Here is a 24,013-nt window from a genome sequence, read left to right on the forward strand (position 1 = left end):
CTTTTCCTTGTAAACAGTTGCAATGAATCCCTACATCAATTCTTTTCCATCCGCAAAAGCATTTCCTACAATTTCTGTAACTTTCACATACTTATTATTAAAAGGGTCAAATGAAATCGGCTCAACTTTTGCAACGTCAACCTCACCGTCCGGTGTAAGAGCACTTTCATCCACGCTGACATTTACAATCTCGCCTACCATGTGACCGCTTTTCTCGTCATAGCTGACAAGCTTACATTCTACACAAACAGCCAGTTCGTTAATAACAGGGGCATCAACAAACTCAGCCTTGCTTACCGTGAAGCCTGCCTTTGCCAGTTTATCTAGTGTGTCATTTGCAGAAGCAAGTCCTACATAATCACATTCTTTCACGTGTGCAGCATCTGCCATGCTGATGGTAAACGCCTTCTTTTTCAAAATATTTTCCGTTGATTTGTGACGGGCACTAATACACATGGTTACTTCAGAGCCACCACTAATACCGCCCCAGGCAGCATTCATAGCATCCGGTGTACCGTCTTCTCCGTAACTTGCCAGAATAAATACCGGCTGTGGATACGTGTAAGGTTTTGCTCCAAAATTTTTTCTCATAACAGTTCCTTCCTTTCTTAAGATATTTATTGATTGAAATTCCATAGCAATTTATGGAATGACAACTCATTCTTATTCATACCACACACAGCGGACAGCATATACTTTACTGCCATAATCTGACAGTTTTGTAAGCTTATTCTCCAGTGGGTCCATACAAATATACTCTCCATCTTTTGTCCCCACAATTAAAATAAAATGGTGATAGCTTGTGAGTGTCTGCCTATGAACCTTCACAATCGGATAATGATTTTGCTTCAGGCACTCATCTATATGAGCAGCCGAAACATCCGAATAAACCTTCGTGTGAAATCCATTGATGGCATCAAGCAGCCCCCATTGAAGATTTCCCTCGCCGTCATATACCTGATTATCTGATAATAACTGATTCAATTCACCGGGCGTCAATGCATTGTCGCTCGCTGATATCGCCGTGGCAATACTTGTAATAATACAGCCGGACGATTCCATATCAAACTTAGACTCTCCTAACTTATCGTCTTTCCACCGGTCATCATCCTGACGGTATGCTTTCAATTTTTCATTCACTGGATAGGTACTGTCGCAGCGAACCTCAACACCGCCTCTGTTTTTCATATACTGCCATGCCAAAAGTGCACCGGCAGCCACCACAATTACAAGTATCACAATTGCAATAATTCTCTTTTTCATCTTAGTTTCTCCTCCCAGACTTTTTCATAACCTCACATAAAAAGGGAGAAAAACCAAATGTCTTTCCCCCTTGAAAGTGTCAATCTTATTTCTTATAAACCTTTGGAACGGTTGTATGCAGCACAAATCATATTTGAGTTTTTAATCAAAATGTGCATTGCAAAAAACTGTCCGATACCACACAGAAAAGCGCCAAAAATGCACCACATCAATACGGTCGTACCGTTTTCCTGGAAATTTAAATTGTAACGAACGGCGTTTGCCGCTAAACGATTTCCCAATTTGTAGTACCAGTAATAGGCATAAATACCGCAGGTAATGAATGACAGTAAAATAAATGCAACAAGTCCTGAAGTCTGCTCACCATCTCCCTCGCAGGCAATATTAACTTCCTCAGCCAATTTGTAAATGAAGTAATAACCGTATATGCCACAGGTAACCAGTGAAAGTAAAATGTATGTAACAAGCGAGCGGTCTTCTTTTAATCTGCCGCCGGAATATGGTGGAGGTGTACTTCCCGTTCCCCCTTGGAAATTCTGCTTCACATCTTCAAAAGCATTTCCTAATTCCTGTTCACTTTTGTTAAACACATCCTCTGCTGCCTGTTTTACCTTTTCTCCTGTTGAACACGGTTTACCACAAGACGGACAGAATTTTGTTCCATCCGGGACTTGTGCACCGCAATTTGCACAAAACATATGTCTCCTCCTTTAGCTTAAAATTTTTTGAATGAGTAAAACCATACATCCCTTTGCCGGTTCAAACACAACCACCTGATGGTCCCCCCATATCATTCTATACAAATAAACAATAACATATAACGCTATCATTGTAAATATAAAACCTTTGTAAAACACTGGTTTTATGCGCTTTTTCAATAAAATGACAAGTAATATAACCGGTGGCGTAAAAAATAAGGGATGAAAATAAAATGCCCGTGCAAACTCCAGATGAAAAACTGCTATCCATGCTCTGGACATGCCACACCCTGCACACGAAATCCCGGTCAGAAATTTAATCGGGCACGTGATGCCAAAGCCCTCTAAAACTAAGTATAACAACACAACCGCCGCAATTGCTGAAATAATCTGAAACCGGTTTCCTTTCTTCTCCAACTCGCAACTCCTTCCTAATGCTTTCCTCCTGATATTTTGTCATAATATCTGCGTTTGTCTTCATACATCCTTTTATCCGCTTCTCGCAGCAGATTTTCAAATGGCTCTTTCGCATTCTTCCGGTAAGCAAATCCATACGCCATACTAACTTCCTTCAATTCAAGATATACAAGCATTTTATCAATTTTTTCATTCACTGCATTTAAATCCACATCAAACAGCACAATCACAAACTCATCACCGCCCACGCGGTACACATTCTCATTGCCAAAGCAGGCAAACAAAACTTCTGCCGCATCACACAAATATTTATCTCCTGCCTCGTGCCCTTTCGTGTCATTTTTCTTTTTCAGTCCATTCAAATCACACATAATGAGGGCAATCGACTGATTTTTGGCAAAGTCTCCATCATAGGCAAACGACAGTGCTTTTCGGCTCCGGCAGCCGGTAAGCTGGTCACGCAGCGCATTTTCCTCAACTTCTCTGGCATAATTTCGGATACGAATCATCATGGAAATGACAAACTCCATCATATTTATCATAGTAGAAATATTGTCCATCAATTCCACCGGCGGATTATCCACTCCATAAAAACCAATGTATTTACCATTAACTTCAATTGGCCCTGTCACCAAAGTCCGAATTCCCTGTGGTTTCAAAATATGATACAGTGACTCACTCACTTTCCGATACTCCTCTATATCATGTATCATAATGTTGTGTGATTTTTCATACTCTAAAAACCACGCATCCAGCATTCCCTCATAAGGCACCCGCTGTAAATTATCAATTTGCTCGGATACACCTTCTCTACACCACTCGTAGGTATTTCGAAATGTACCATCTAAATTATCTTCAAAAATATATGCCCGGTCAGAATCCAGATTTTCACAAATATACTTTAAAATCTGCTGTATAATATAATCCGGTGACTCCGCCGATGATGCATATCGTATCATATCTGTGATAAATTTTTCGTAATTCCTTTTCATTCCAGCACTTCCTATCTTTTGTATTTATAAATCAGTTCCCGTATCTAAAACGGCCTCCATTTCATCAATATGCTCCAAGAACAAATCATCAATTTCCGCATCAAAATGTGTTCCCCGGCTTTCCTTCATAATCGCCATCGCTTTTTCCTTGGAAAATCCATCTTTATAGTGGCGTTTGGAACGCAGCGCATCATATACATCTGCCACCGCCATAATTCGTGCAGAAAGCGGTATCTCCTCACCGCGAATTCCACACGGATAGCCGCTGCCATCATATTTCTCATGGTGGTACAGTGCCATATCATGTGCAATCTGATAATAAGCATCGGATTCCATTCCCTGAATTGTATTTTCTAATATTTTGGCTCCTTCCGCCGGATGCGTCTTCATAATAGCAAATTCTTCATCCGTAAGTTTTCCTTCCTTCTGCAAAATACGGTCCGGAATCGCAATCTTTCCAATATCGTGCAGACGTGCGGCTGCCGCCGTCATCTCTGCATATTCATCCGTAATTTTATCGGCAAATCTCGCATCTTTTTTCATCACATTGACAAGTACCGTCACTAAATTTCCAGTATTTTTAATATGAAGTCCGGTAATTCCATCCCTCGCCTCAATCATCGCTGCAAAACTAGCAATGATATCACGCTGAATTTTGACTACCTCTTTGGTCTTAACATCCAAGTCATGCTGCAAACGCTCCGTATAATAATAGCTGTCCGTAATTTCTGTAATGACAATCATTCGCCCATAATATTTATCATCGCGGTAAATACCATGCTTGGATACTTCATATACACATTTTTCACTATTTTTGTGTTCTAGAAGTGAACATTCATCTAAAAATAAATTTTCTGACTTCGCAGCAAGATCTTCTAAATATTGTAACCCCTCACTCCGCTCTTTCTGCAGCTTTTCCAATATCTTTTCTGCCTCCGGGTTCGTGTAAACCAACCCGCCATAAATATTGAGAACAATTAAGCCATTGGACATATACTCCACCGCTTCCTGTTGTGCCAGACGCAGCGTGTCAAATAACTTATACTTGCGAATGAGCCGCTGAAACAAAAACACTGCCACCAGATACGCCAATGTTGTCGAATCATATCCGTCTGTCAGTTTAAACAAAAACAATACCAGACAAAGGAACGTAAGCAGCACCATAACAAGCAGTACCGTTACCTGCTTGCGCATAATTTCTGATTTGTCTTTCCGATATTTCTGAACGCACACGTAAAAGGTAGAAAAAACGAAATATAGTACAAGAATAATATACAAGTTGTAAAACAATCCATGTCCCAGTACCAAATGCGGAAAAAGTCCCTCTTTTGTATAAGAAATGGATGAATAAAAAAGCGAATGATGTTCATTGGTAAATACCAATGCCGCCACAAACACGCTTATGCCAAAAAATAAATTTACCTTTTTTTTACTAAGTTTTACCCCGCAATACTCCATTACAAAGAGGTACATAATAAATATAATGAACGGTTTTCCTAAATATGTAAATTTCAAAGACTGCATTGCCAGTTCTTTGGTCGCCGCCTGCATTTCCAGCGTATACCCGGCAATATTAAATACCGTCGCATATAAAAGCATCACAAGAAGCGTCTGAATCCGCGAACTGTGCTGTCTGCTTACATATAAAATTTCAAAAAACAGTGCTGCCATTCCCACATACTGAATTACCAGTAAAATCCAATACATAAAACCCCCTCTTTCCTGCACCAGTTTTATCTATCGTTTTCCCTCTTTTGAAATAGAAATCCCGGTGCTGTTTTTCCAATTATCAAAATAACAATTACTCCGATGATAATGTTTGGCAGCATGTAAGAACCATTGTAGATAAAACTATAGTAAGCAACGCTCCAGCCCTCCGGTGCATAACTTCCCCACAAAAGCCATCCGGATAAAAAGCTGCACAGAAAGCGCAGTGCTCCGCATATCGCCGTTCCAACTGCCGCACCTATAAGCTTATTCTTAAATAGCGGAAGAAAAAGCCCTGCCAGTCCAAGTACCGTAAAGGCAAAAAGATAATCTAACAGTACACATCCAATCATCGCAGGAATCGTAGCGCAGTACATTACATTATATTCATAATAATTCCTCTTTTCCGCGTACACGCAACTTAATAACTTTATTCTAACAAGCATGAGAAAAAATGGCAAGTTTTGCCTTTTCTATAGTCTGCGGTAATTTTCAAGAAGTTTACGCAAATCACTGATTTCTTCCAATAAGTGTTTCCCGATATCCGTATCCTTTACAAACATACGCTGCAAATCTTTTTCGATAATCTCAGAAGAGGATTCAATATCCGTATTATTCATCAAGGCGTCTTCCACTGAAGTAAATGGGGTATGCGCTTTCAGCCTTAACCCATGCGAATTAAAAATCAAGGTATAGCCGGCAATCCCTGTCGCTTTATTCATGGAGCGGCAGAAACCGCCATCAATTACAAACAGCCTTCCTTTTGCCCTGACCGGATTTTCCCCTTCAATGGCATGGACCGGTGTATGTCCATTGATGATATGGGAATCGTCATCATAAAGCCCAAATTCATGAAGAATCTGGCAGCAAAAACTTTCATCATAATACTTGCTGTAATAAGGATTTGACTCCTCCGTCCACAAACTTTCTTTGTCCACGTATTCACGCTCAAAAGTCTTAAGTTTTCTTCCACACAAAGGCGACTTTTCTCCGCCCCACAAAAACCACATGAAATCAATATCATCTTTGTCCGGGTTGTCCAAATAAGCGGCTCTTGCTTTTTCCTCGCACTTATCCAACAACGCTTTTCCATGATAATATTTTCCATCAATGCACAATTTATCAAAAGCTCCGTTTTTATCAACCGGAACACACCCGTGATAAATTAAATTTCCGTTGTATACATTGTACATACTTCCTTTTTCATACAGAAAACGAATATGTTTTTGCAGACGCTGGCTCGACACAAAATTCCGGTGCAGCTTCCGCAAAATTTCCGTTTCTTCCTCTGTTAATTCATAAGGATTTTCTAAATCTACGGTTGGAAACGCATTGGTATTCATAGTGACCCATTCGCCCTCAATCATAACCTTATTTTTTGTATCATCCATTTGCCCCAATAACAGCCTGTCACTCATCTCATATTCCGGATGTGCCTTTATTAACTGCCCTTCCAGCTTAAAAAGGATAACGGTAACCGCTGCTAATGCTGCCTTTATGCCATCCTCAATTCCATACGTTTTCATACCAAAAAGAATCAGCTGCCTTAAGCTGATCCCATAGGCATTTTCTAAAATTTCGACATTATCATATTTGAGGTTATTACGAATCACACTGCATATGCACGCATCATTTCCGCAGGCAGCACCCATCCATAAGATATCATGATTTCCCCACTCAATATCCAGTGAATGATAATCATACAATAAATCCAGTATTTTGTCCGCACTCCCGCCTCGGTCAAAAATATCTCCGACAATGTGAAGGTGGTCAACAGCCAGTCGCTTAATCAACTGCGACAGTGCAATAATAAATTCATCTGCATCCTCCAGCTCAATAATCGTCTGTAATATCTGCTTATGATACCGAATCTGGTTTGCATCTTCATCTTCCTGCGCATGCAGCAGCTCGTCAATAATATAAGCATAGTCCTCCGGCAGTGCCTTCCTCACTTTTGACCTTGTATACTTCGACGACAATAACTTGGCAACCATAATTAAATGATTCAATGTCATGGCATACCAGTTGCCATCAATTCTGTTCGTTTCCCCGAGCAGCGTCATTTTTTCTCTCGGATAATAAATCAGCGTACACAGTTCCTGTCTGTCAAACTCCGATAAGGTATCTTTAAAAATCAAGTCCACTTTTTCTTTGATTACTCCGGAACAGTTATTCATAATATGCAAAAATGCTTCATATTCACCATGAATATCACTTAAGAAAAACTCCGTCCCTTTCGGCAGGTTTGTAATGGCCGTTAAATTTACGATTTCCCGGATTACCGCCTGACTTGATGAATAGTTTTGTTTTAATAGTTTTAAATATTTTGTGTTTTCCTTTCCGTTATACACATGCTCCATCAATCTATTTCCTCGTCTTTCAAATAAATTCCCCAATTGATTATATCATAACAGAAGATGTTATTTTTATGCAAGGAAAAAGAACGTTTGTCACAACCCCATCATTCCAACCTCCGCCACATCCACACCATAACCACAACGCCCACAAACCCAACACCACTACTCAAAAGCATAAGATTTCTCAAGCCAAGCGCATCTTTAATCAAACCACACGAGATACTTCCTGCCATCTCCCCAAGCCCCATCCCGGCGAGGTTAATGAGGGAAGCACCTTTTACGGCATCCGCCTGCGGCAGATAGTCCATGACAAAATACACCGTGCCGACATAATAAATACTGAGCCCTAACAGTTCCAGTGCCTGCGACAAAATGACAAGTGTTACGCTGCCGGAAAATGTCGTTGCCGTGGCGCGAAGGAAGCAAAAGAATGCACAGACTACCATCAGTTTATCAATCGAAACTCGACCGCGAATCCGATAAAAGACAAGTGCCACCGGAATTTCCGCCATTGCAAGCACGAACTGAGCCATCCCATAGTCCGCATGATTTCCTCCCATACCCTCAATCCAGTCAATAAGAAATGTACTGTTCATATTATAAGCAGCAAAGACAAACACAAGTCCAAGCAAAAATAATGAATATTTAGGAAAATGTTTCAGCAGATAAAAACACGAATGGACTTCTCCTGTTTCGCATTTCGTGTCTGAATTTTCGGAGGCTAAGTCTTCCGTTTTTTCTTCCTTTTTTCTTCCCTTTGAAAAATCGACAGCATCCATATTAAACGCAAAAAAAGCAAACAAAAAACTTACGACAATCTGGAAAATCAAAATCCGGTTTGCCCCAAACGCATCGGCAATCAAACCGACCACAACGCAGAAAACGGCCCAGCACAAAGAACCGCAGGCACGCGATATGGCGTAGTTCATTTTCACGCCGTGGTTCATGTACTGGATGGACAGCGAATCCACAAGCGGCGAAGCGCAGTGGATTGTCATGCCAAAAACAATTAGCGTGAGCATTGCCATCCACATCGTATGTCCGGTTAAATAAAATAAAAAAGAAAAAATAATATTTACAAAAGTCATGAGAATCAACATGCGCTGCAAGGGAACTTTTTCGGCGTGTTTATCCGCAAAACTTCCTAATACCATTTGAAAAATGAGCACTGCCAGATATTTGACAGCACTCAAAATTCCGATTTCTGTTCCGGAAAAATCTTTTGCCTCTAAAAGCGGTGTTGTAAACGCCATCGCTACAGCTGCGAGCGTCCAGTATCCTCCCTGCAAAAAACAGTATTTCACCGTAATTCTTCGATTCATACCAACCGCCCCCTTTGTTAATAAAGATACGGTTTTTCCCATAAATTCAATGTCGTTCCAATGCCCTTTTCTTTCGCCTTGCAGTAACACTCATACCCCCAGCCGACATCTAAAATCGGCATACCGCCGACACTGACCATAATAATTTCATCATCCGATTTGCGTCCTTTTTTTTCACCAAGCAAAATCTCACCAAGCTCTGTCACTTCTGAACGCTCAATTTTTCCATCGTCCACCATGTTGACATAATACATGCCGGGGATTCCTGATGAGAGACGCTTTCCATTTTCATCCCACTCCTCATAAATTTCTATGTACTCCTCATACATCGGGTAGTTATCCACAATTTTGCGGATATCTTTCACCATAAAATCATAATCGCTAAAATCCATTGTGCCGGAGGAAATAATCAAACAGCCGGGCTTAATCCATTCGGGCTTCAGCACCGGCCACCGGCGTTTTTCGACCGAAGTTGCCTCGCTGATGATATCTGCATCCTTTACCGCTTCTTCATCCGTACCGCACAAAACAATATGAGAAACCTGCGGATACTTTTCCTTAATAAAACGCTCCATTTCTTTCGCCGTTGCGGATGCCGCAGAACTTCCTTTAATCTTAATGGTATCAATGGAATCAAACTGGGACATATATGCCATCAGGCATGTTTTGTTCACAACGCCGGGTCCCAAAAGTGTCAGCACTTTTGGATTCTTTACCGACAAATGCTTGGCAACCACCCCCGGCACCGCACCGGTGCGCATGGCAGACAGCAAATTGGCTGACATATAGGCAAGCGGCTGTCCGGTCTCCACATCATTTAGTGTCGCCATCAAAATGGAACGCGGCAGTCCTTTCCTCACATTCCGCCCATTTGAGCCATAAAATTTTTCACCGGCTAAATGAAATCGTCCACCGAGATACGCCGGCATCGACATAAATCTTCGGTCACGCGAATCCTCTAGAGGGAAGCCTGGGATTTCTGATTCTTTTGGAAAAATCAATTGGATGCCATGCTCTCTCCGATTTTTTCCGCCCATCAAAACGTCGCCTTTTGCCAAAAGACAAAGTACTTCTTCCATCGTCTCCACACAATGTCCGGCATCCAAAACACCGGCATCTATCATATCTTTTTCATTTAAATATAAAAAATCAATTCTTGTATCTGACATAAACACCCTCCTTTTCCAGAAAACAGTTACATCATCGCATTAGCACGAACCTTTTTCACCTTATGTGCATGCAGCATCCAGTGAATGAGATAAGCCAAAAGCCCAAGCAGGCAAACGCCAAAAATAATCGTTGTCAGTGCATTGATTTCCGGCGAAATACCTTTCTTAATCATTGAGTACACCTTCATCGGCAGTGTCGTTGTCTCGGCATTGGCGAGGAAACTCGTTACAATCAGTTCATCCAGTACCAGAGAAAATGCCATAAATGCGCCGGACATAACACCCGGCATAATCGCCGGCAGTGTCACATGAAGGAAGGTGTACACACGGTCTGCACCAAGGTCCATGGACGCCTCTTCAATACTTGGGTCCATGCCGACAAGTCTTGCCTTTACCGTAATGTAAACATACGGAAGAACTAACGTTGTATTACCAATAATGATAGTACCGATACTTAATCCGATATTTGACAGGTTAAAGACAAGCAACAGTGCAACCGCAAGCACGATTTCCGGAATTACAATCGGAAAATAAATGGTATTCATAATCAATTTCTTTCCTTTAAACTTTGCATTGCGCAATCCGACCGCTCCGGTTGTTCCGACAACCAGACCAATCAAAGTGGAAATTACGGCAATCAAAAGTGTCGTACCAAGTACTTCCCAAATCCCAGAATCACTAAACAGTTTCACATAATATTTTGTTGTAAATCCCGACCACACCACATTGGCATGACTATCGTTAAACGAAAAAGCAATCATGACAAAAACCGGTGCGTAGATAAACAAAAACAATAGGACGACATATACTTTTCCGAGGATTGACATCACTCGTTTTTTCTTCTTTCTCTTTTCCATAGACTAAGCCCCCAAATCATCCAAATCTCCACCAAGTTTCGTGTAGATTAATACCATGAGCAAAATTATCGCTGCCAGAATTATCGATAATGCGGCACCAAACGGCCAGTTTCTCGCAATGGTAAACTGACGGTAAATCAAGTTACCAACCATCATCGAGGTACCGCCACCGAGCATATCCGTTACCATATAATATCCGATACAAGGGATAAATGTAAGAATTACTGCAGCAAAGATTCCCGGTGCCGTAAGCGGCAGAGTCACTTTGCAAAAGGTCTTAATCGGTCCCGCTCCCAAGTCCTTTGATGCCTCAATCAGACCCGGGTCAAGTTTTTCAATCGAGGAATACATAGGCAGTACCGCAAATGGCAGAAACATATAAATCATACCGACGATAACCGCAAAATTGTTATACAAAAGGTCAATCGGCTTTTTGATAATACCAAGTGACATAAGTACCGTATTGATGATACCGGAATTATTTAACATAACAACAAAACTATACAAAATAACCAGACCGCTGACCCACAAAGGAAGCATCAGAAGCACCGTCAGAACACCGGAAGTCTTTTTCTTCACGTGGGCAATCACGGTAGCTAGTGGATACCCAAGTAAAATCGTAAGAACGGTCGTCCACACGGCAATCAAAAGCGACTGTTTCACAACCGTTACATAAACCGGTTTAAAAATTTCTGCGTAGTTATCCAGTGTAAATTTATACACGATTTTTCCAAGCGGTCCCTTCGTCATAAAACTCATGAACAAAAGCATTCCGACCGGCACAAGCACAAACAGAACCGACCAAATTGTAACAGGCGCACACATTATAATAGAAGATAGTCTCGCCTTAAACGATTTTTTGTCTTTGTGTTTTGCAACCTGCGTTCCTTCTTTATTCTTCTTCATCCTCATCGCCTCCTTCAATATCACGGGAAGCATCCGTATCTACCAGATTTTTCTCCGGCAGTACAATTCCCTTTTCCAGATGCCAGTACAGATAAATCATCTCTCCCTCTTTTGGAAGGTCATCCATCGAAAATCGATTAATTTTTACTTCCGTTCCATCATTAAGTAAAACAATGGTTTTAATCAGGTTTCCGACATAAATATGTTCTTTCACCACCCCTTTGATATGAAATCCTTCTACCCGCTCTCTCGAATACAGCATATTTTCCGGACGAACCGATACCGAAACGGCAGTTCCTGCTGCCAGTTCACCGGTAAAACCGGATGCCTGCGCCTTTCCGACTTCCGTACCTACGGTTACGGTATCGCCATCCTGACTGATTACAACAGCATCAAAGATATTGGATTCGCCGATAAATCCGGCAACAAACCTTGTCTTTGGATGTTCATAAATATCAAATGCTGTATCCACCTGTTCCAAAACACCCTGATTGATAATCGCAATGCGGTCACTCATCGTAAGCGCCTCTTCCTGATCATGCGTTACATAAACAAAGGTAATACCAAGCTTTCTCTGCAAACGCTTTAACTCAATCTGCATCTGCTTTCTCAATTTCAAATCAAGTGCGCCAAGCGGCTCATCCAAAAGCAATACTTTCGGGCGGTTAATCAGTGCCCTTGCAATTGCCACACGCTGCTTCTGTCCACCGGACATCTGAGTGATGCGCCGCTTGCCAAAACCTTCAAGCTGGACAAGCTTAAGCATTTCCGTTACCCTCTCTTTAATTTCAGCTTTCGGAACTTTTTTCACCTTAAGTCCATACGCTACATTGTCAAAAACATTCATATTCGGAAATAACGCATAATTCTGAAATACCGTGTTGACATCGCGCTGATACGGCTCTTTTTTCTCTACGCTCTCCCCCTGGACTTTAATCACACCGGAAGTCGGCAGTTCAAAACCGGAAATCATACGCAGTGTCGTTGTCTTTCCACATCCGGATGGTCCTAACAGTGTCAGAAATTCCCCTTCGGCAATATTGATATTCATGTTCTTTACCACATGATTGGTTCCATACCATTTTTCTACATTTACAAGAGATACAATAGGTTTACTCATAGTTCCCTCCATTCCGACTGTTTCTAAGAACGGTCTACATCAGTGCGTCATCGCCTCGTTCATTGGTACGAATACGCATCGCATCTAAAACTTCCGTAACGAATACTTTACCATCACCATTTTTACCGGTTCCAATCGCTGTAGCAATATCCGCTAAAATTTCCTCAATCTGGTCATCCTCCACAACGACGAAAACCATGATTTTCGGAAGCAGGTTGATATCATCGCCGGTGAAATTCATCTCCGGCAGATATCCTTTCTGACGTCCACATCCCATAACGGATAAACACGTCATACCCTGACAATTGTGAGTGGCAAATATTTCTTTCAAACCGACCAATTTTTCCGGTCTTGTAATTACTTCAATCTTTTTCATGGTATCATCCTCCTATTCTGCTGCATTTCCCATCAATTCCGTGTAGTAAGTATCCATTAAGTTAATCTGTTCATCACTTACGGCAATGCTCCAGGAAATCGGGAATAACTCTTCCTCTTTTTTCAATGCCGGACTTTCATAAAAATCTTTGTCAAGATGAGGTGCTAACAAGTCCTGTTTTAAGTTTGGCACACCGCCATACTCGGCATTGCTCTTTGCATTTTCTTCCGGTCGAAGTAAAAAATCAATTAATTCGGTTGCTTCACTCTGTTTTTCTGACGCTGCCGGAATCGCCCAATACTGCTGGAACCGCTCGCATCCTTCTTTCAAGGCAACCGCATCGAATTTATCCCAGTTATCTTTGGAGTCTACACAAAGTGTTGTATAATCCCAGCAGAACGCTACCGGACACTCACCATTTTCAAGCTGCGATACGGCACTCTCACCAACAAACGCTTTTACATTTGCCTTAATCTGTGTCAAAAGTTCATTGGCTTTTTTCATCTCTTCTTCGTTTGTCGAATCCGGCTTAAATCCACAGGCTGCTAACGCTTCACCGTAAAGGGAAATCGTTGAATTGACCATCGCAATTTTTCCTTTCAGTTTTGGATTAGCCAAATCCTTAAACGAGGTAATTTTGATTGGACAGGTCTCTTTGTTATAAACAATCGTTGTATAACTGCATCCCATATTTGGAATTGTATATTTTTCTTCGGTATCTCCAATTGGGCCCTCTTTCAAAAAACTCTCCTGAATATTTTTCACATTTTTGACCTTACTCTTATCAATTGGGGCTAACAATTCACCATCCAAAAAGGATTTTACATAAGCACCCTCTAAGTCAATCAAATCGTAATCGGCGCTTCCTTCAATCATCTTCGCTAACAAAGTATCCGTATTGTCGATGTAACTGATATTGACTTTAATTCCGGTCTCTTTGGTGAAGTCTTGAAACATCTCCTCCGACCAGGTTCCTTCCCAGACCATAATGTTTAAGCTGTCTGCTTTTTCTTTTGAACCGGTACTCTCTGAACTGCTGCCGCATCCCGAAAGAACGCTTATGCTCAGTACAAGACACATCGTAACTGCTATTAAATGTTTCATTTTCTTTTTCATAATCATGCCCTCCTTACGTTGATTGATAAGTTTTACTTGTTACAAAAAAAAGAAAGCCAGCGGAAACTCCACGAGTCTCCGTTGACTTTAAAGCGATACTAGCACCAAATTATTTTTCTGTCAATGCTAATTTTTATTTTTTGTGAAAATGTAACGATTTCATTTTCATCATTTCATACATTTACGGTAAATTTCTACAATCTTGTCTTTATCGAGCGGAACCTGGCACTCATCAAGTCCATCCGCGGCACGCTCTGCCATACTCTCAAAGTGGCTTTCGTCCGTAATTCCAAGGTCCTGCATCGACAGTTTCAGCCCCATTTTTTCAAAAACTTCTTCTGTCTTTTGAATGGCAAGTTCCGCAATTTCATACGGCTTTTTGTCCGACGAAATACCAAATACATTCACTCCGTAATTCACAAAACGATCCACATTATCGTCATTTAAAATATAGCGCATCCACACCGGAGTGAGCACAGCAAGCCCGTGTCCATGTGTAACATCATACACCGCCGAAAGCTGGTGTTCCATCGCATGCACCGGCCACAAAGACGTAAGACCACACGCTAAAAATCCATTAATTGCCCAGCTTGACGTCCACATCAAGTTGGCTCTTGCCTCATAATCATCCGGCTTCTCACACGCAATCGGTCCAAAATGAATACACGTTTTCAAAAGACCTTCCATCACACGATCCTGCATATATTTTCCCGGTGTTCCATCAAAATACAATTCAAAAATATGGCTCATAATATCTGCCGTACCTGCTGCCGTCTGGTATTTTGGCACAGTAAATGTATTAACCGGGTCCATGATAGAATATTTCGGATACAGTAAAATACTGCACATCTCCTGCTTATCCGAAGTTTCTTCGTTGTTGATTACCGCAAATCCGTCCATTTCAGAACCGGTTGCCGCCAGCGTAAGCACCGTAATAATCGGGAGTGCTTTTGTTATCAAACTGTTATCCAGCACCAAATCCCACGGACTTCCCTCATGGTAAAATCCCGCTGCAACCGCCTTCGCACAGTCAATCGTACTGCCGCCGCCAATCGGAATCACCACATCAATTTGATTTTCACGGCAGATTTGCACACCGCGGCACACGGTACTAAGCCGTGGATTTGGCTCCACGCCCGCAAGGTCCCACGTTGTAATTCCTGCCTTTTTTAGCAGCGACACAATCGTATCATACAAACCACTGCGCTTTACACTGCCGCCACCGTACACCAAAAGGGCACGTTGTCCAAATTCACTGACAAGCTCCGGCAGATTTTGAATCTGTCCCTCACCAAAAAATACTTTCGTTGGAATATCATAATAAAAATTCTGCATCGTATCCACTCCTTTTCAAAACGTTAGAAAATGAATCCTGCCGCCAAATAAAGTGCCGCAGAAATCGCACCGGCAATCAGCACATACGGCTGGCTCGTCCGATACTGGTCATATATCGTTACCCGGCATGCTCGCGCCGAAACAACGCCTAAGTCAGAAACAACACACGCATTTGCTCCGAATAATCCGGCAGAAATAATCGCACCAAGGCACAACGGAACATTTGCACCAACGCCCGGTAATACTACCATCATAACCGGAATTGCAATCTGATACAACGTATAATTTAAGCTGAACAGGTATTCCGAGCAGCTAAAGAATACGAAGAAAATAAATGGCAGAAGACTGGCAACCGGAATTGCCCCGCAGACAGCGGATACAAAATCTTCCATTCCCATCGCATACATACATTCCTGCATCGCATAACCAAGCATCAGAATAATTACCATGTCAACCATGTCGATAAAGCCATCCACGATACACTGCACATACTCGGAAATCGTCTGTAAGCCCTGCATGACATATAAAAATCCGGTAAAAATAACCGCAATGGCAAACGCCGTAAAGCAGTTAAGCCCCGTTGCTAACAAAGCAATTACAATACAGACAAGCGGCAAAATGAGGTTTAACACACTGACGTGTTTTGTCCTCTCATTATTTTCATCAAAATCCTCTTCTTCGTCTGCATCAGCCTCTTCATCACTCCCTTTGATGTCTCCCATCTGGATTCCTTTTTCTTTCATCATCCGGTACGCTTTTTTCATCGGTCCGATAATCGGAATTTTACCGGCAGCAAATAAGAGAGCGAGAACAATCGCAACAATCGCATAAAACATAAACGGAATCGACTGGATGAAAATATCGGTTGCCTGTGCTTTATCCGCGACATTATCCGCTTCTACAATCTGGTAAATGATAAAATATCCCCACGCACCAAACGGAAGCATCGCCGACGCACAGATACTAATTGTACGAATGATATAGGCAAGTGCCAACCTCGGCTTCTTCAGCGCGTCAATCAATGGAGAAAACGCCGCACCGGCAGTCAACGCCGACACATAGTCATCCACCGATGTCGCACCGGCGTACACACCCGCTGTCACCATAACGGCAGCTGCTTTTCCCTTTTCCTTGCTTGTCACAAACTCGGTAAATGCCTTTGTGCTTCCAGTTCGCTTCATAGCTATAATCAAACCGCCGCAAAGGAAAAACGACATATACATCTCGATATTTTCCGGGTCACCAAGCACGGTATATAAATCATTGATAAAGCCGCCAAAACAAGCACCCTTATACCACAATATGTAACATGAAAATGTACCTAAAACCAGCGACTGCATAACATCTTTTGTGACCAGAGCATATACAAACAGCCCTGCCAGTGGAACAAGAATCCAGAAACTTCCTGTCACCATTTTTGTTGGCACCAAAAACAAGACAACCCAGAACACAATCCAAAATGCCCAAAGTTTTACCATTTTCGGCTCGATATGCTTCGGATTCATGTAATATAAAATTCGTTTAAAAATGTTTTTACTGTCCATATCAATCACTCCAATCACACAAAAAACTTACTACCTGGATGAATGATCCCAGATTTTTAACTGCGTACCAATACCATGGTCGACGGCGTTACGGTAAATTTCAGAACCCCATGCAACGTCCTCAATCGGCATTCCTTCAATGGCAACAAAAATAATTTCATCGTCGGACTTTCTTCCCGGTTTTTTGCCGCGAATAATTTCTCCCAAATGGTCAATGGAATCTCTCGTAATCAGCCCATCCTCTACCATGTAATAGAACTCCTCACCCATGCAGCCGGTCGCCTTACGCATTCCATTTTCATCGTAACCCTCTTCATCCTCGATGCCGTACTCCTCATACATCTTCCAGTTATCGACAACTTTGCGGATGCCAACAAGTTCTTTTTTATCCATGTTGAAAAAGCTCGTCGCAATCAGGGTAACACCCGGTTTTAACCATTCTTTTTTGTAGGTCGGATACTGTCCCGGTTTCACAGAAACCGACTCGCTGATAATATCGGAGCCGCGGACTGCTTCCTCTAACGTCTCACAGATGATTACTTCCTTCACCTGTTTATAATGGGTTTCAATAAACTCCTTAAGCGCAGCCGCCGTTTTGGATTTTAAAGAACCTGCCTTGATTTTAACGGTATCAATATTTTTTGCATTTGTCATAATGGCACGGAAGCAAGCTTTCGCAATCGGTCCTGCACCCAACATCGTAAGAACTTTTGAATCTTCTCTTGCCAAAAGTTTGGTTGCCAGTCCCGGCATTGCCCCGGTACGCATTGAACTTAACAAGTTCGCTGACATATAGGCAAGCGGTGCTCCGGTCTCCACATCATTTAGGGCAAACATCAAATTGGAGCGCGGAATTCCCATCGGGCGGTTATTTCCGTTTGAGCCGTACCATTTACATCCTGCGACATGGAATTTGCCCCCTAAGTACGCCGGCATGGCGATAAACCGCCGGTCCGCGCCGTCATTAATTGGGAATCCGTCAATATCGGATTTTTTCGGAAATTCCAGCATAATTCCGTGAGAGTTATGCTCCGGACCACCCATGATGAAGTCGCCGTCTTCCAAAAGTCCCATTGTCTCTTCCATCACATCAACACATTTGGCAGCATCCATAACTCCTGCCTCAATCATATCCTCTTCATCTAAATAAAGCATACGGAGTTTTTTCGATTCTACTAATTTTGCTTTTTCTTCTGCAATTACAGCCTCTAATTCACTCATGCCTTTCATCTCCTTTGACTTTCACTCAGTTTATTTCAAACTCTTAAATCGGTCATAGCTTAAGGAAGAAATATCAACTATTGTGTCTTCTCCTGCTACCATCTGGGACAACATCAGTCCAACTGCCGGTGCGGTGCCAAACCCATGACCGGTAAATCCACAGGCAAGAATCAGTCCAGGGACTTCATCTACACGGTCGATAACCGGTACGCCGTCAAAGCACAAATCACACCAGCCGCCCCATGTGCGGACAATTTTGGCATCTGCCAGTTTCGGAATGTAGCCCATAATTGCGCGGCATCCTGCCGAAGCAGTAATTGATGTTGTGCGCAAATCATCAAACGATTTATCAATCGATTCTTCCAAACCGGAATCCGAACCGAATACAAATGAACCATGCTGTGACTGATGTCCATAGAAATCGGCATCTGCGGTTCCTAACATGATATCAAACATATGTGGCTGCATTTCCGTTACCAGACATTCTTCAAAGAATTTTGTCATCGGCACATCAATTCCTACCGTGCGGGCGATAAAACGGCTCTCGTAGCCGGCAGCCAGAATAATGGTTTCGCCCTCAAATACTTCCCCGGTTGTAAGAATTACTTTTCTTGCTTTTCCCTTTACTTTTTCAATGGCTTTTACCTTTGCTCCGGTTATGTAACGTGCACCGAGTTCCAGTGAACGGGTATAAAAGGCAAGGGTTGTTTTCATTGGGTTTGCGTGACCGTCGGTTGGACACCAGCTTGCACCAATGACTTCATCCGAAAGATGCGGACAGATTTCTTTGACTTCTTTGCCGTCAATTACATGCATATCCAGTCCTACGCTTCTGGCATTGGAAGCTAGGGTTTCAAGTTTTTTCAAATGTGCTTCTGTTTTACCAAGACGCAAGTTTCCTCTCTGGTAATACTCAACGTCTACACCAAGTTCTTCGGAAAGTGTCGGCCACATATTGTTGACCGCATACATCGCATACGGAAGTTCTCTGACATCACGTCCGGACTGACGGACACCACCACCGTTTCTTGATGAACCACCGTGTCCGATACTGTCATCTGCTTCTAATACTAAAACATCTTTGATTCCTCTTTTGGTAAGGTAATATGCGGTTGCACAACCGTTAATACCGCCACCGATAATAATTACGTCTGCTGTTTTTTTCATTTGCAGTCACCTCCATCCCTTGCTAAAACTTTCATCTCTATTGGTCTCATCGGAGCTCTTGATACCGCCGGTTCAATATCCGTCGGTCTTACATGAAGCTCTCTTGCCATAATTCCTTTTACTAATTTTCCACAGGTCTGTCCCTGACAGAGTCCCATGCCATTTCTCAGATATCGTCTCATTTCCTCCATTGTCACAATGCCCTCGTGAATGGCTTTTCGAATTTCGCCTTTGGTCACTTCCTCGCATCGGCATATCAGCATATCATCATCTGCGCCAGGTACAAAGGGACCGATTTCTTTTAATTTTTCCTGAATATCCATCATATCGTTTTCCTCTTTTCTGCGCTGTCTCGCGCGTTATTTTCGCGTTTTCTATGCTCTCTTATAGAAGCGTGCCTTCATTGTCATATCACTTGGCACCTTAATCGTCAACAGATTGGTGTGGTCAAATGCTTTGGCAGTTTTGCAGGATACCACTTCGCAGTCGCACACTTTCTGTCCGTCTCGTCCGAGCGCAATTCCTTTCTCGCCTGCCTCCGGCAGCGGAAGAAATTCGTAAGGAAGAGTGACGGTACCAAATCCGGGCTCCGTTTCCTCATCGACTAAGAAGATTGCCTGACCGGAACAGGAAGCTACACACATACCACATCCGATACATTTGGAACCCGGCACAACAACCGGCAGCGATGTAATGTTATCGCCGATGGAAATACATCCTTTCGCACAGGCATCCTGACATGGGTTACACGGAATGTTCTGCGTACACTCCATAACCGGATGAACACCGACTGCATGGGTAACGCCCGGATACCGCTCAATCTCATCGTCTGCCACATAACCTTTTGCAAGAAGGTTTTCGGAAATGTCTATGCCCTCTTCGGTTTTCTCAATTTTTTTGCCTCGGTTTTTCGGAGCAAACATTCCCTGACGAAGGGCTTCCAGTGCGGATTCCAATTCGCTTACGCGGGCTTCTCTTTCTTCTTTTGTCATGTAACCCAGATACTCAGAAATGACAGCTCCGGAAATTCGTCCTTCAATCATTGCTGAACTTGCTTCCTCAATTCCGGATACATCACCTGCTGCGTAAATACCCGGTACACTGGTTGCACCAAGGATGTCACAAACCGGTACATAACCACCCGGTGTGTCGTTCATTTCGCAGCCTGCCTGTTTGAGTAACTGTGACATCGGTGACAAACCAACTGCCATACAAATGGTGTCTACATCGAAATGTTTTTCCGTTCCTTCGATGAACTGGAAGTTTTTATCGACCTCTGCAATCGTAACACCCGTTACCCGGTCTTCGCCTTCTGCTTTTACGATGGTATGTGACAGATAAAATGGCACCCCGAGTCTTGCTACTTTCGCAGCGTGTACCCCGTATCCGCCAACTCTCGGTGCCGCATCAACGAGGGCAACCACTTCGCATCCAGCCTGCATTAACTGGAAGCTGACAACCAATCCTACGTTACCGGTTCCAAGCATCAGAATCTTTTCTCCGGCCTTGATGTGATGAAGGTTCATCATCGTCTGCGCTGCACCTGCTCCGATTACACCAGGAAGTGTCCAGCCGGGGAACGTTACCATGTTTTCACTGGCTCCGGTTGCCACTAAGATGGCATCCCCTTTCATATGTTTTACTTCATCTCCGATTCGCACCGTGATTTCTTTCTCCGGATACAAACCGATTACCGTTGCATTTAACATAACTTCAACGCCATACTTTTCTGCCTCAGCGAGAAGTTCCTCTCCTATTTTAAATCCGCGGATTTTTGCTTTGTGCTCCTTTGAGCCAAAGAACTTATGAATCTGCTTAAATAACTGTCCGCCCGGTTTTTCATTTTCATCAAGTACCAGAGGATGCAATCCATGTTTTGCTGCTTCGGTTGCTGCGGACAATCCGGCCGGTCCTGCTCCAATTACAATCAAATCATATCGTTTCATTTACGCTTCCTCCTTTGCACTTGCTCCATACTGGGTTTCTACTACCATTCCCTCTTTCAACGGGGTGATGCAGGTTCTCACATTTGGCTTTCCATCGACCACCATAACACAGTCGGTGCAGCGTCCAATCGCACAAAAGACACCTCGTGGTTCATGGCGTTTTGCTGTATAACGATGTGCCATCACACCTGCTACACGAAGAGCTGCTGCAATCGGCTCTCCCTCATACCCTTCCAACGTTGTTCCGTCATATGAGAATTTCACTAATTTTCCTTTTGGAGATTCCCCTAAAATCGGATGATTTTCAATTCTCTTTTCCATACCGTAATCCTCACTTTCCAAAATTCAAATTGATTTAGAAACAACAAAAGAGCCACTGGTACCAAACGCGGTCACCATTGACTCTTTACGGGAAGTATAAACCCTAGAACCATACTAGGGTCAAGGGCTTTTTTTGAAAATTTGACATTTTTTTTCATCTTTGCTAAAATATGTGAGTAAGCAATGGCGCTGTTTCCTCGGAAATAGTGCCTTTTTTAGGAGGAATGATCATGGCAAACAGCACATTTCACATCGGAGAATTATCAAATTTATTTAATATCAGTGTCGATTCGATTCGTTATTATGAAAAAAAGGGATTAATCTGCCCGACACGAAATGAAAATAACGGATACCGGGAATATTCTCTGGATGATTTCCAGACCTTGGTGATGATTCGTGAACTGCTGGGACTTGATTTTCACAAAGAGCAGATTAGCGAGTTCTTAAAGAATAGAAATATTTCCACCACAATGGAAATGTTAGATACGGAGCTTTCTATTATAAAGGAAAAGATGGAAGTTCTTCAAAAGAAAAAGGAGCAGATTGTCAGCCGGATTCAGTCTTTGCAAGCCGTGCAGAATGAGTCATCGGACACTTCCATTCAATTAAAGACATTCAAAAAACGCCCGATTGCCATGATTTCCACGGAAAATCTGCCGGACGCTTATGTCGACTACACAATGGTTCAATATATGAAAAAGAACCGGATTAAATTAGATACCATCGGTTTCTGCGACTGTTACACGCTGGATTTAGAAAAATCAAATCCAGACTCCGATTACTACCGCACGGAAAATGTTTTCTTTTTGACTGACAGCACAAAAACGAAGACGGACACGTTTCTCCCTGCCGGCGAGTATCTGTGTCTGTACTACCACGGCTCCTTGAAGCAGACCAAACAGTTGATGCCTTCTCTCTATGCCTATGCGAAAGAACATCACTTAACCGTCACCGGCCACCCGATGGAACTTTGCCACATCGACAGTTATGAGACGAACCGCGAAAGCGAATATGTCATTGAATTAGAACTTCCGGTGAGTTCTCATCCTTTTGCAAAACAGTAATCACTTTATCCCAATTGTCCAGTACAAATCTGCCAATTACCGGATCATACATTTTTCCTAAATTCTTTTCTATTTCCTGATAACAGATATCAAATCCAAGCGCCTTGCGGTAACGTCTTGTTGAAGTCATCGCATCAATGGAATCACAAATCGCAATAATTCGTGCTCCCACCGAAATTTCTGCCCCTTTCAATCCATCCGGGTATCCTTTTCCATCAAACCGCTCATGGTGATGAAGCACAATATCAATCAGCCCTGAAAGCATACTGGATTTACTCAAAATCTCGGCTCCAATCGCCGGATGCTCTTTCATAATCTCCCATTCTTCATCCGTCAGCCGCTCCGGTTTATTTAACACGGCATCCGGGATTCCAATTTTTCCTATATCATGTAAATGCGCCGCCACATGAATATCGTTTTGGCATTCCCCGGTAATCCCCATCTCGCCGCATATCATCTGAGCCAAGTCACTGACCCGCTCCGAGTGTCCTGCCGTGTAAGGGTCTCTGGCATCTAATGCACTTGTTATGCACTCCACAATTTCATGGTAGGCATCAATATTTAACCTGTCAAGTTCCTGTATCATGTAAATTACACATCTTCTTTCCTTTGTTCGCTAACTTTTATTATACAACGAATAGAGGGAGAGGACAAGAATTGGGAATGGAGAATTTATTTCAAGTAGGGGAGACACCGTTTTTAGTTTCCGCAGTTACAAGCCTCCCTTAGTGGTTCGTGCACCGCTGCCGCTTGACAAACCTCTGCGAGGTTTGTAGTGCCCTCACCACTAAGGGAGTCTTGTAGCTGCTGGAAAGCTGAAAAGTTGTGTCGCCACTTTTATCGCAAATGCTGGACAATGGATTTTAGGGATGGCAACTTGCATAATGCAACGTTATTTTGCTCCAACGCCCAAAAGAGTTGCAACATAACGAAATCATTCTTGCTTCAATGCAACGCTCTATGGCAAATTGTGCCTTAAACGTTGTTTTTTCAATGTGATTTGTCGCGAAACGACTTGTTGAAAGCGGAAAACGAGGAAAAATTACAACTCTTTATGTCAATTTGTACCGACCCCCAAATGTTAGACCAAAAATCTAACGATTGGAGGTCGATAT

General features: G+C 42.6%; 24 protein-coding genes. 1 reads left to right on the plus strand and 23 read right to left on the minus strand.

What is annotated here, in order from left to right:
* Window positions 1-30 precede the first annotated feature (30 nt).
* From DW005_RS07705 to DW005_RS07810, 22 genes are all read right to left on the minus strand, one after another.
* On the minus strand, window positions 31-591 hold the full coding sequence (locus DW005_RS07705; RefSeq protein WP_117478810.1) for a flavin reductase: 561 nt from the start codon (window positions 589-591) through the stop codon (window positions 31-33).
* A 72-nt stretch (window positions 592-663) separates the two neighbouring features.
* A complete protein-coding gene (locus DW005_RS07710) occupies window positions 664-1,263 on the minus strand; it encodes a hypothetical protein (RefSeq protein WP_117478811.1) in 600 nt (199 codons plus the stop codon).
* 92 nt (window positions 1,264-1,355) lie between these two features.
* Complete coding sequence (locus tag DW005_RS07715) at window positions 1,356-1,961, minus strand: DUF4234 domain-containing protein (RefSeq protein ID WP_117478812.1); 606 nt, start codon at window positions 1,959-1,961, stop codon at window positions 1,356-1,358.
* 12 nt (window positions 1,962-1,973) lie between these two features.
* Window positions 1,974-2,378 carry a DUF2752 domain-containing protein gene (locus tag DW005_RS07720; RefSeq protein WP_117478813.1) on the minus strand — a complete coding sequence of 135 codons (405 nt, stop codon included), beginning with the start codon at window positions 2,376-2,378 and terminating at the stop codon, window positions 1,974-1,976.
* Between the two features lie 14 nt (window positions 2,379-2,392).
* Window positions 2,393-3,370 (minus strand): GGDEF domain-containing protein, encoded by a 978-nt coding sequence (locus DW005_RS07725; RefSeq protein ID WP_117478814.1) that lies wholly within the window; start codon window positions 3,368-3,370, stop codon window positions 2,393-2,395.
* Between the two features lie 24 nt (window positions 3,371-3,394).
* Window positions 3,395-5,077: an HD domain-containing phosphohydrolase gene (locus tag DW005_RS07730; protein WP_117478815.1), complete on the minus strand. Its 1,683-nt coding sequence runs from the start codon at window positions 5,075-5,077 to the stop codon at window positions 3,395-3,397.
* A 26-nt stretch (window positions 5,078-5,103) separates the two neighbouring features.
* Window positions 5,104-5,493: an energy-coupled thiamine transporter ThiT gene (locus DW005_RS07735; RefSeq protein WP_181974981.1), complete on the minus strand. Its 390-nt coding sequence runs from the start codon at window positions 5,491-5,493 to the stop codon at window positions 5,104-5,106.
* 57 nt (window positions 5,494-5,550) lie between these two features.
* Window positions 5,551-7,437 (minus strand): fructose-1,6-bisphosphatase, encoded by a 1,887-nt coding sequence (locus DW005_RS07740; protein WP_347461544.1) that lies wholly within the window; start codon window positions 7,435-7,437, stop codon window positions 5,551-5,553.
* 101 nt (window positions 7,438-7,538) lie between these two features.
* Window positions 7,539-8,756, minus strand: coding sequence for an MFS transporter (locus DW005_RS07745; protein WP_181974982.1), 1,218 nt, complete (start codon window positions 8,754-8,756; stop codon window positions 7,539-7,541).
* A gap of 17 nt (window positions 8,757-8,773) precedes the next feature.
* Window positions 8,774-9,925, minus strand: a complete 1,152-nt coding sequence (locus DW005_RS07750) for a tyramine oxidase subunit B (protein ID WP_117478818.1) — start codon at window positions 9,923-9,925, stop codon at window positions 8,774-8,776.
* Between the two features lie 26 nt (window positions 9,926-9,951).
* Complete coding sequence (locus DW005_RS07755) at window positions 9,952-10,782, minus strand: ABC transporter permease (protein WP_022377521.1); 831 nt, start codon at window positions 10,780-10,782, stop codon at window positions 9,952-9,954.
* 3 nt (window positions 10,783-10,785) lie between these two features.
* A complete protein-coding gene (locus DW005_RS07760) occupies window positions 10,786-11,688 on the minus strand; it encodes an ABC transporter permease (protein WP_181974983.1) in 903 nt (300 codons plus the stop codon).
* Window positions 11,675-12,808: an ABC transporter ATP-binding protein gene (locus DW005_RS07765; protein WP_117478820.1), complete on the minus strand. Its 1,134-nt coding sequence runs from the start codon at window positions 12,806-12,808 to the stop codon at window positions 11,675-11,677. The genes DW005_RS07760 and DW005_RS07765 overlap by 14 nt, the downstream gene beginning before the upstream one ends.
* A 34-nt stretch (window positions 12,809-12,842) precedes the next feature.
* Complete coding sequence (locus DW005_RS07770) at window positions 12,843-13,184, minus strand: P-II family nitrogen regulator (RefSeq protein ID WP_022377518.1); 342 nt, start codon at window positions 13,182-13,184, stop codon at window positions 12,843-12,845.
* A gap of 12 nt (window positions 13,185-13,196) precedes the next feature.
* Window positions 13,197-14,300 (minus strand): spermidine/putrescine ABC transporter substrate-binding protein, encoded by a 1,104-nt coding sequence (locus DW005_RS07775; protein WP_181974984.1) that lies wholly within the window; start codon window positions 14,298-14,300, stop codon window positions 13,197-13,199.
* A gap of 168 nt (window positions 14,301-14,468) precedes the next feature.
* Window positions 14,469-15,635 carry an iron-containing alcohol dehydrogenase gene (locus tag DW005_RS07780; protein WP_117478822.1) on the minus strand — a complete coding sequence of 389 codons (1,167 nt, stop codon included), beginning with the start codon at window positions 15,633-15,635 and terminating at the stop codon, window positions 14,469-14,471.
* 23 nt (window positions 15,636-15,658) lie between these two features.
* Window positions 15,659-17,179, minus strand: coding sequence for a Na+/H+ antiporter NhaC family protein (locus tag DW005_RS07785; RefSeq protein WP_117478823.1), 1,521 nt, complete (start codon window positions 17,177-17,179; stop codon window positions 15,659-15,661).
* Window positions 17,180-17,209: 30 nt separating this feature from the next.
* Window positions 17,210-18,400 (minus strand): tyramine oxidase subunit B, encoded by a 1,191-nt coding sequence (locus DW005_RS07790; protein ID WP_242989388.1) that lies wholly within the window; start codon window positions 18,398-18,400, stop codon window positions 17,210-17,212.
* A gap of 30 nt (window positions 18,401-18,430) precedes the next feature.
* A complete protein-coding gene (locus DW005_RS07795) occupies window positions 18,431-19,567 on the minus strand; it encodes an FAD-binding oxidoreductase (protein WP_117478825.1) in 1,137 nt (378 codons plus the stop codon).
* Entirely contained in the window at window positions 19,564-19,893 is a 330-nt protein-coding gene (locus DW005_RS07800) for a (2Fe-2S)-binding protein (RefSeq protein ID WP_022377512.1), read from the minus strand. Before DW005_RS07800 ends, DW005_RS07795 begins: the two co-directional genes overlap by 4 nt.
* Before the next feature lie 48 nt (window positions 19,894-19,941).
* Window positions 19,942-21,513, minus strand: coding sequence for an FAD-dependent oxidoreductase (locus tag DW005_RS07805; RefSeq protein ID WP_117478826.1), 1,572 nt, complete (start codon window positions 21,511-21,513; stop codon window positions 19,942-19,944).
* Window positions 21,514-21,834, minus strand: coding sequence for a (2Fe-2S)-binding protein (locus DW005_RS07810; protein WP_022377510.1), 321 nt, complete (start codon window positions 21,832-21,834; stop codon window positions 21,514-21,516).
* A 230-nt stretch (window positions 21,835-22,064) separates the two neighbouring features.
* Between DW005_RS07810 and DW005_RS07815 the strand changes: the two genes are divergently transcribed.
* A complete protein-coding gene (locus DW005_RS07815) occupies window positions 22,065-22,898 on the plus strand; it encodes a MerR family transcriptional regulator (protein ID WP_181974985.1) in 834 nt (277 codons plus the stop codon).
* Here DW005_RS07815 and DW005_RS07820 read toward each other — a convergent pair.
* Window positions 22,849-23,484 carry an HD-GYP domain-containing protein gene (locus tag DW005_RS07820; RefSeq protein ID WP_117478828.1) on the minus strand — a complete coding sequence of 212 codons (636 nt, stop codon included), beginning with the start codon at window positions 23,482-23,484 and terminating at the stop codon, window positions 22,849-22,851. The genes DW005_RS07815 and DW005_RS07820 overlap by 50 nt on opposite strands.
* Between the last annotated feature and the right edge of the window lie 529 nt (window positions 23,485-24,013).

The organism is Clostridium sp. AF36-4, from assembly GCF_003435975.1.
Taxonomy (GTDB): domain Bacteria; phylum Bacillota; class Clostridia; order Lachnospirales; family Lachnospiraceae; genus Eubacterium_F.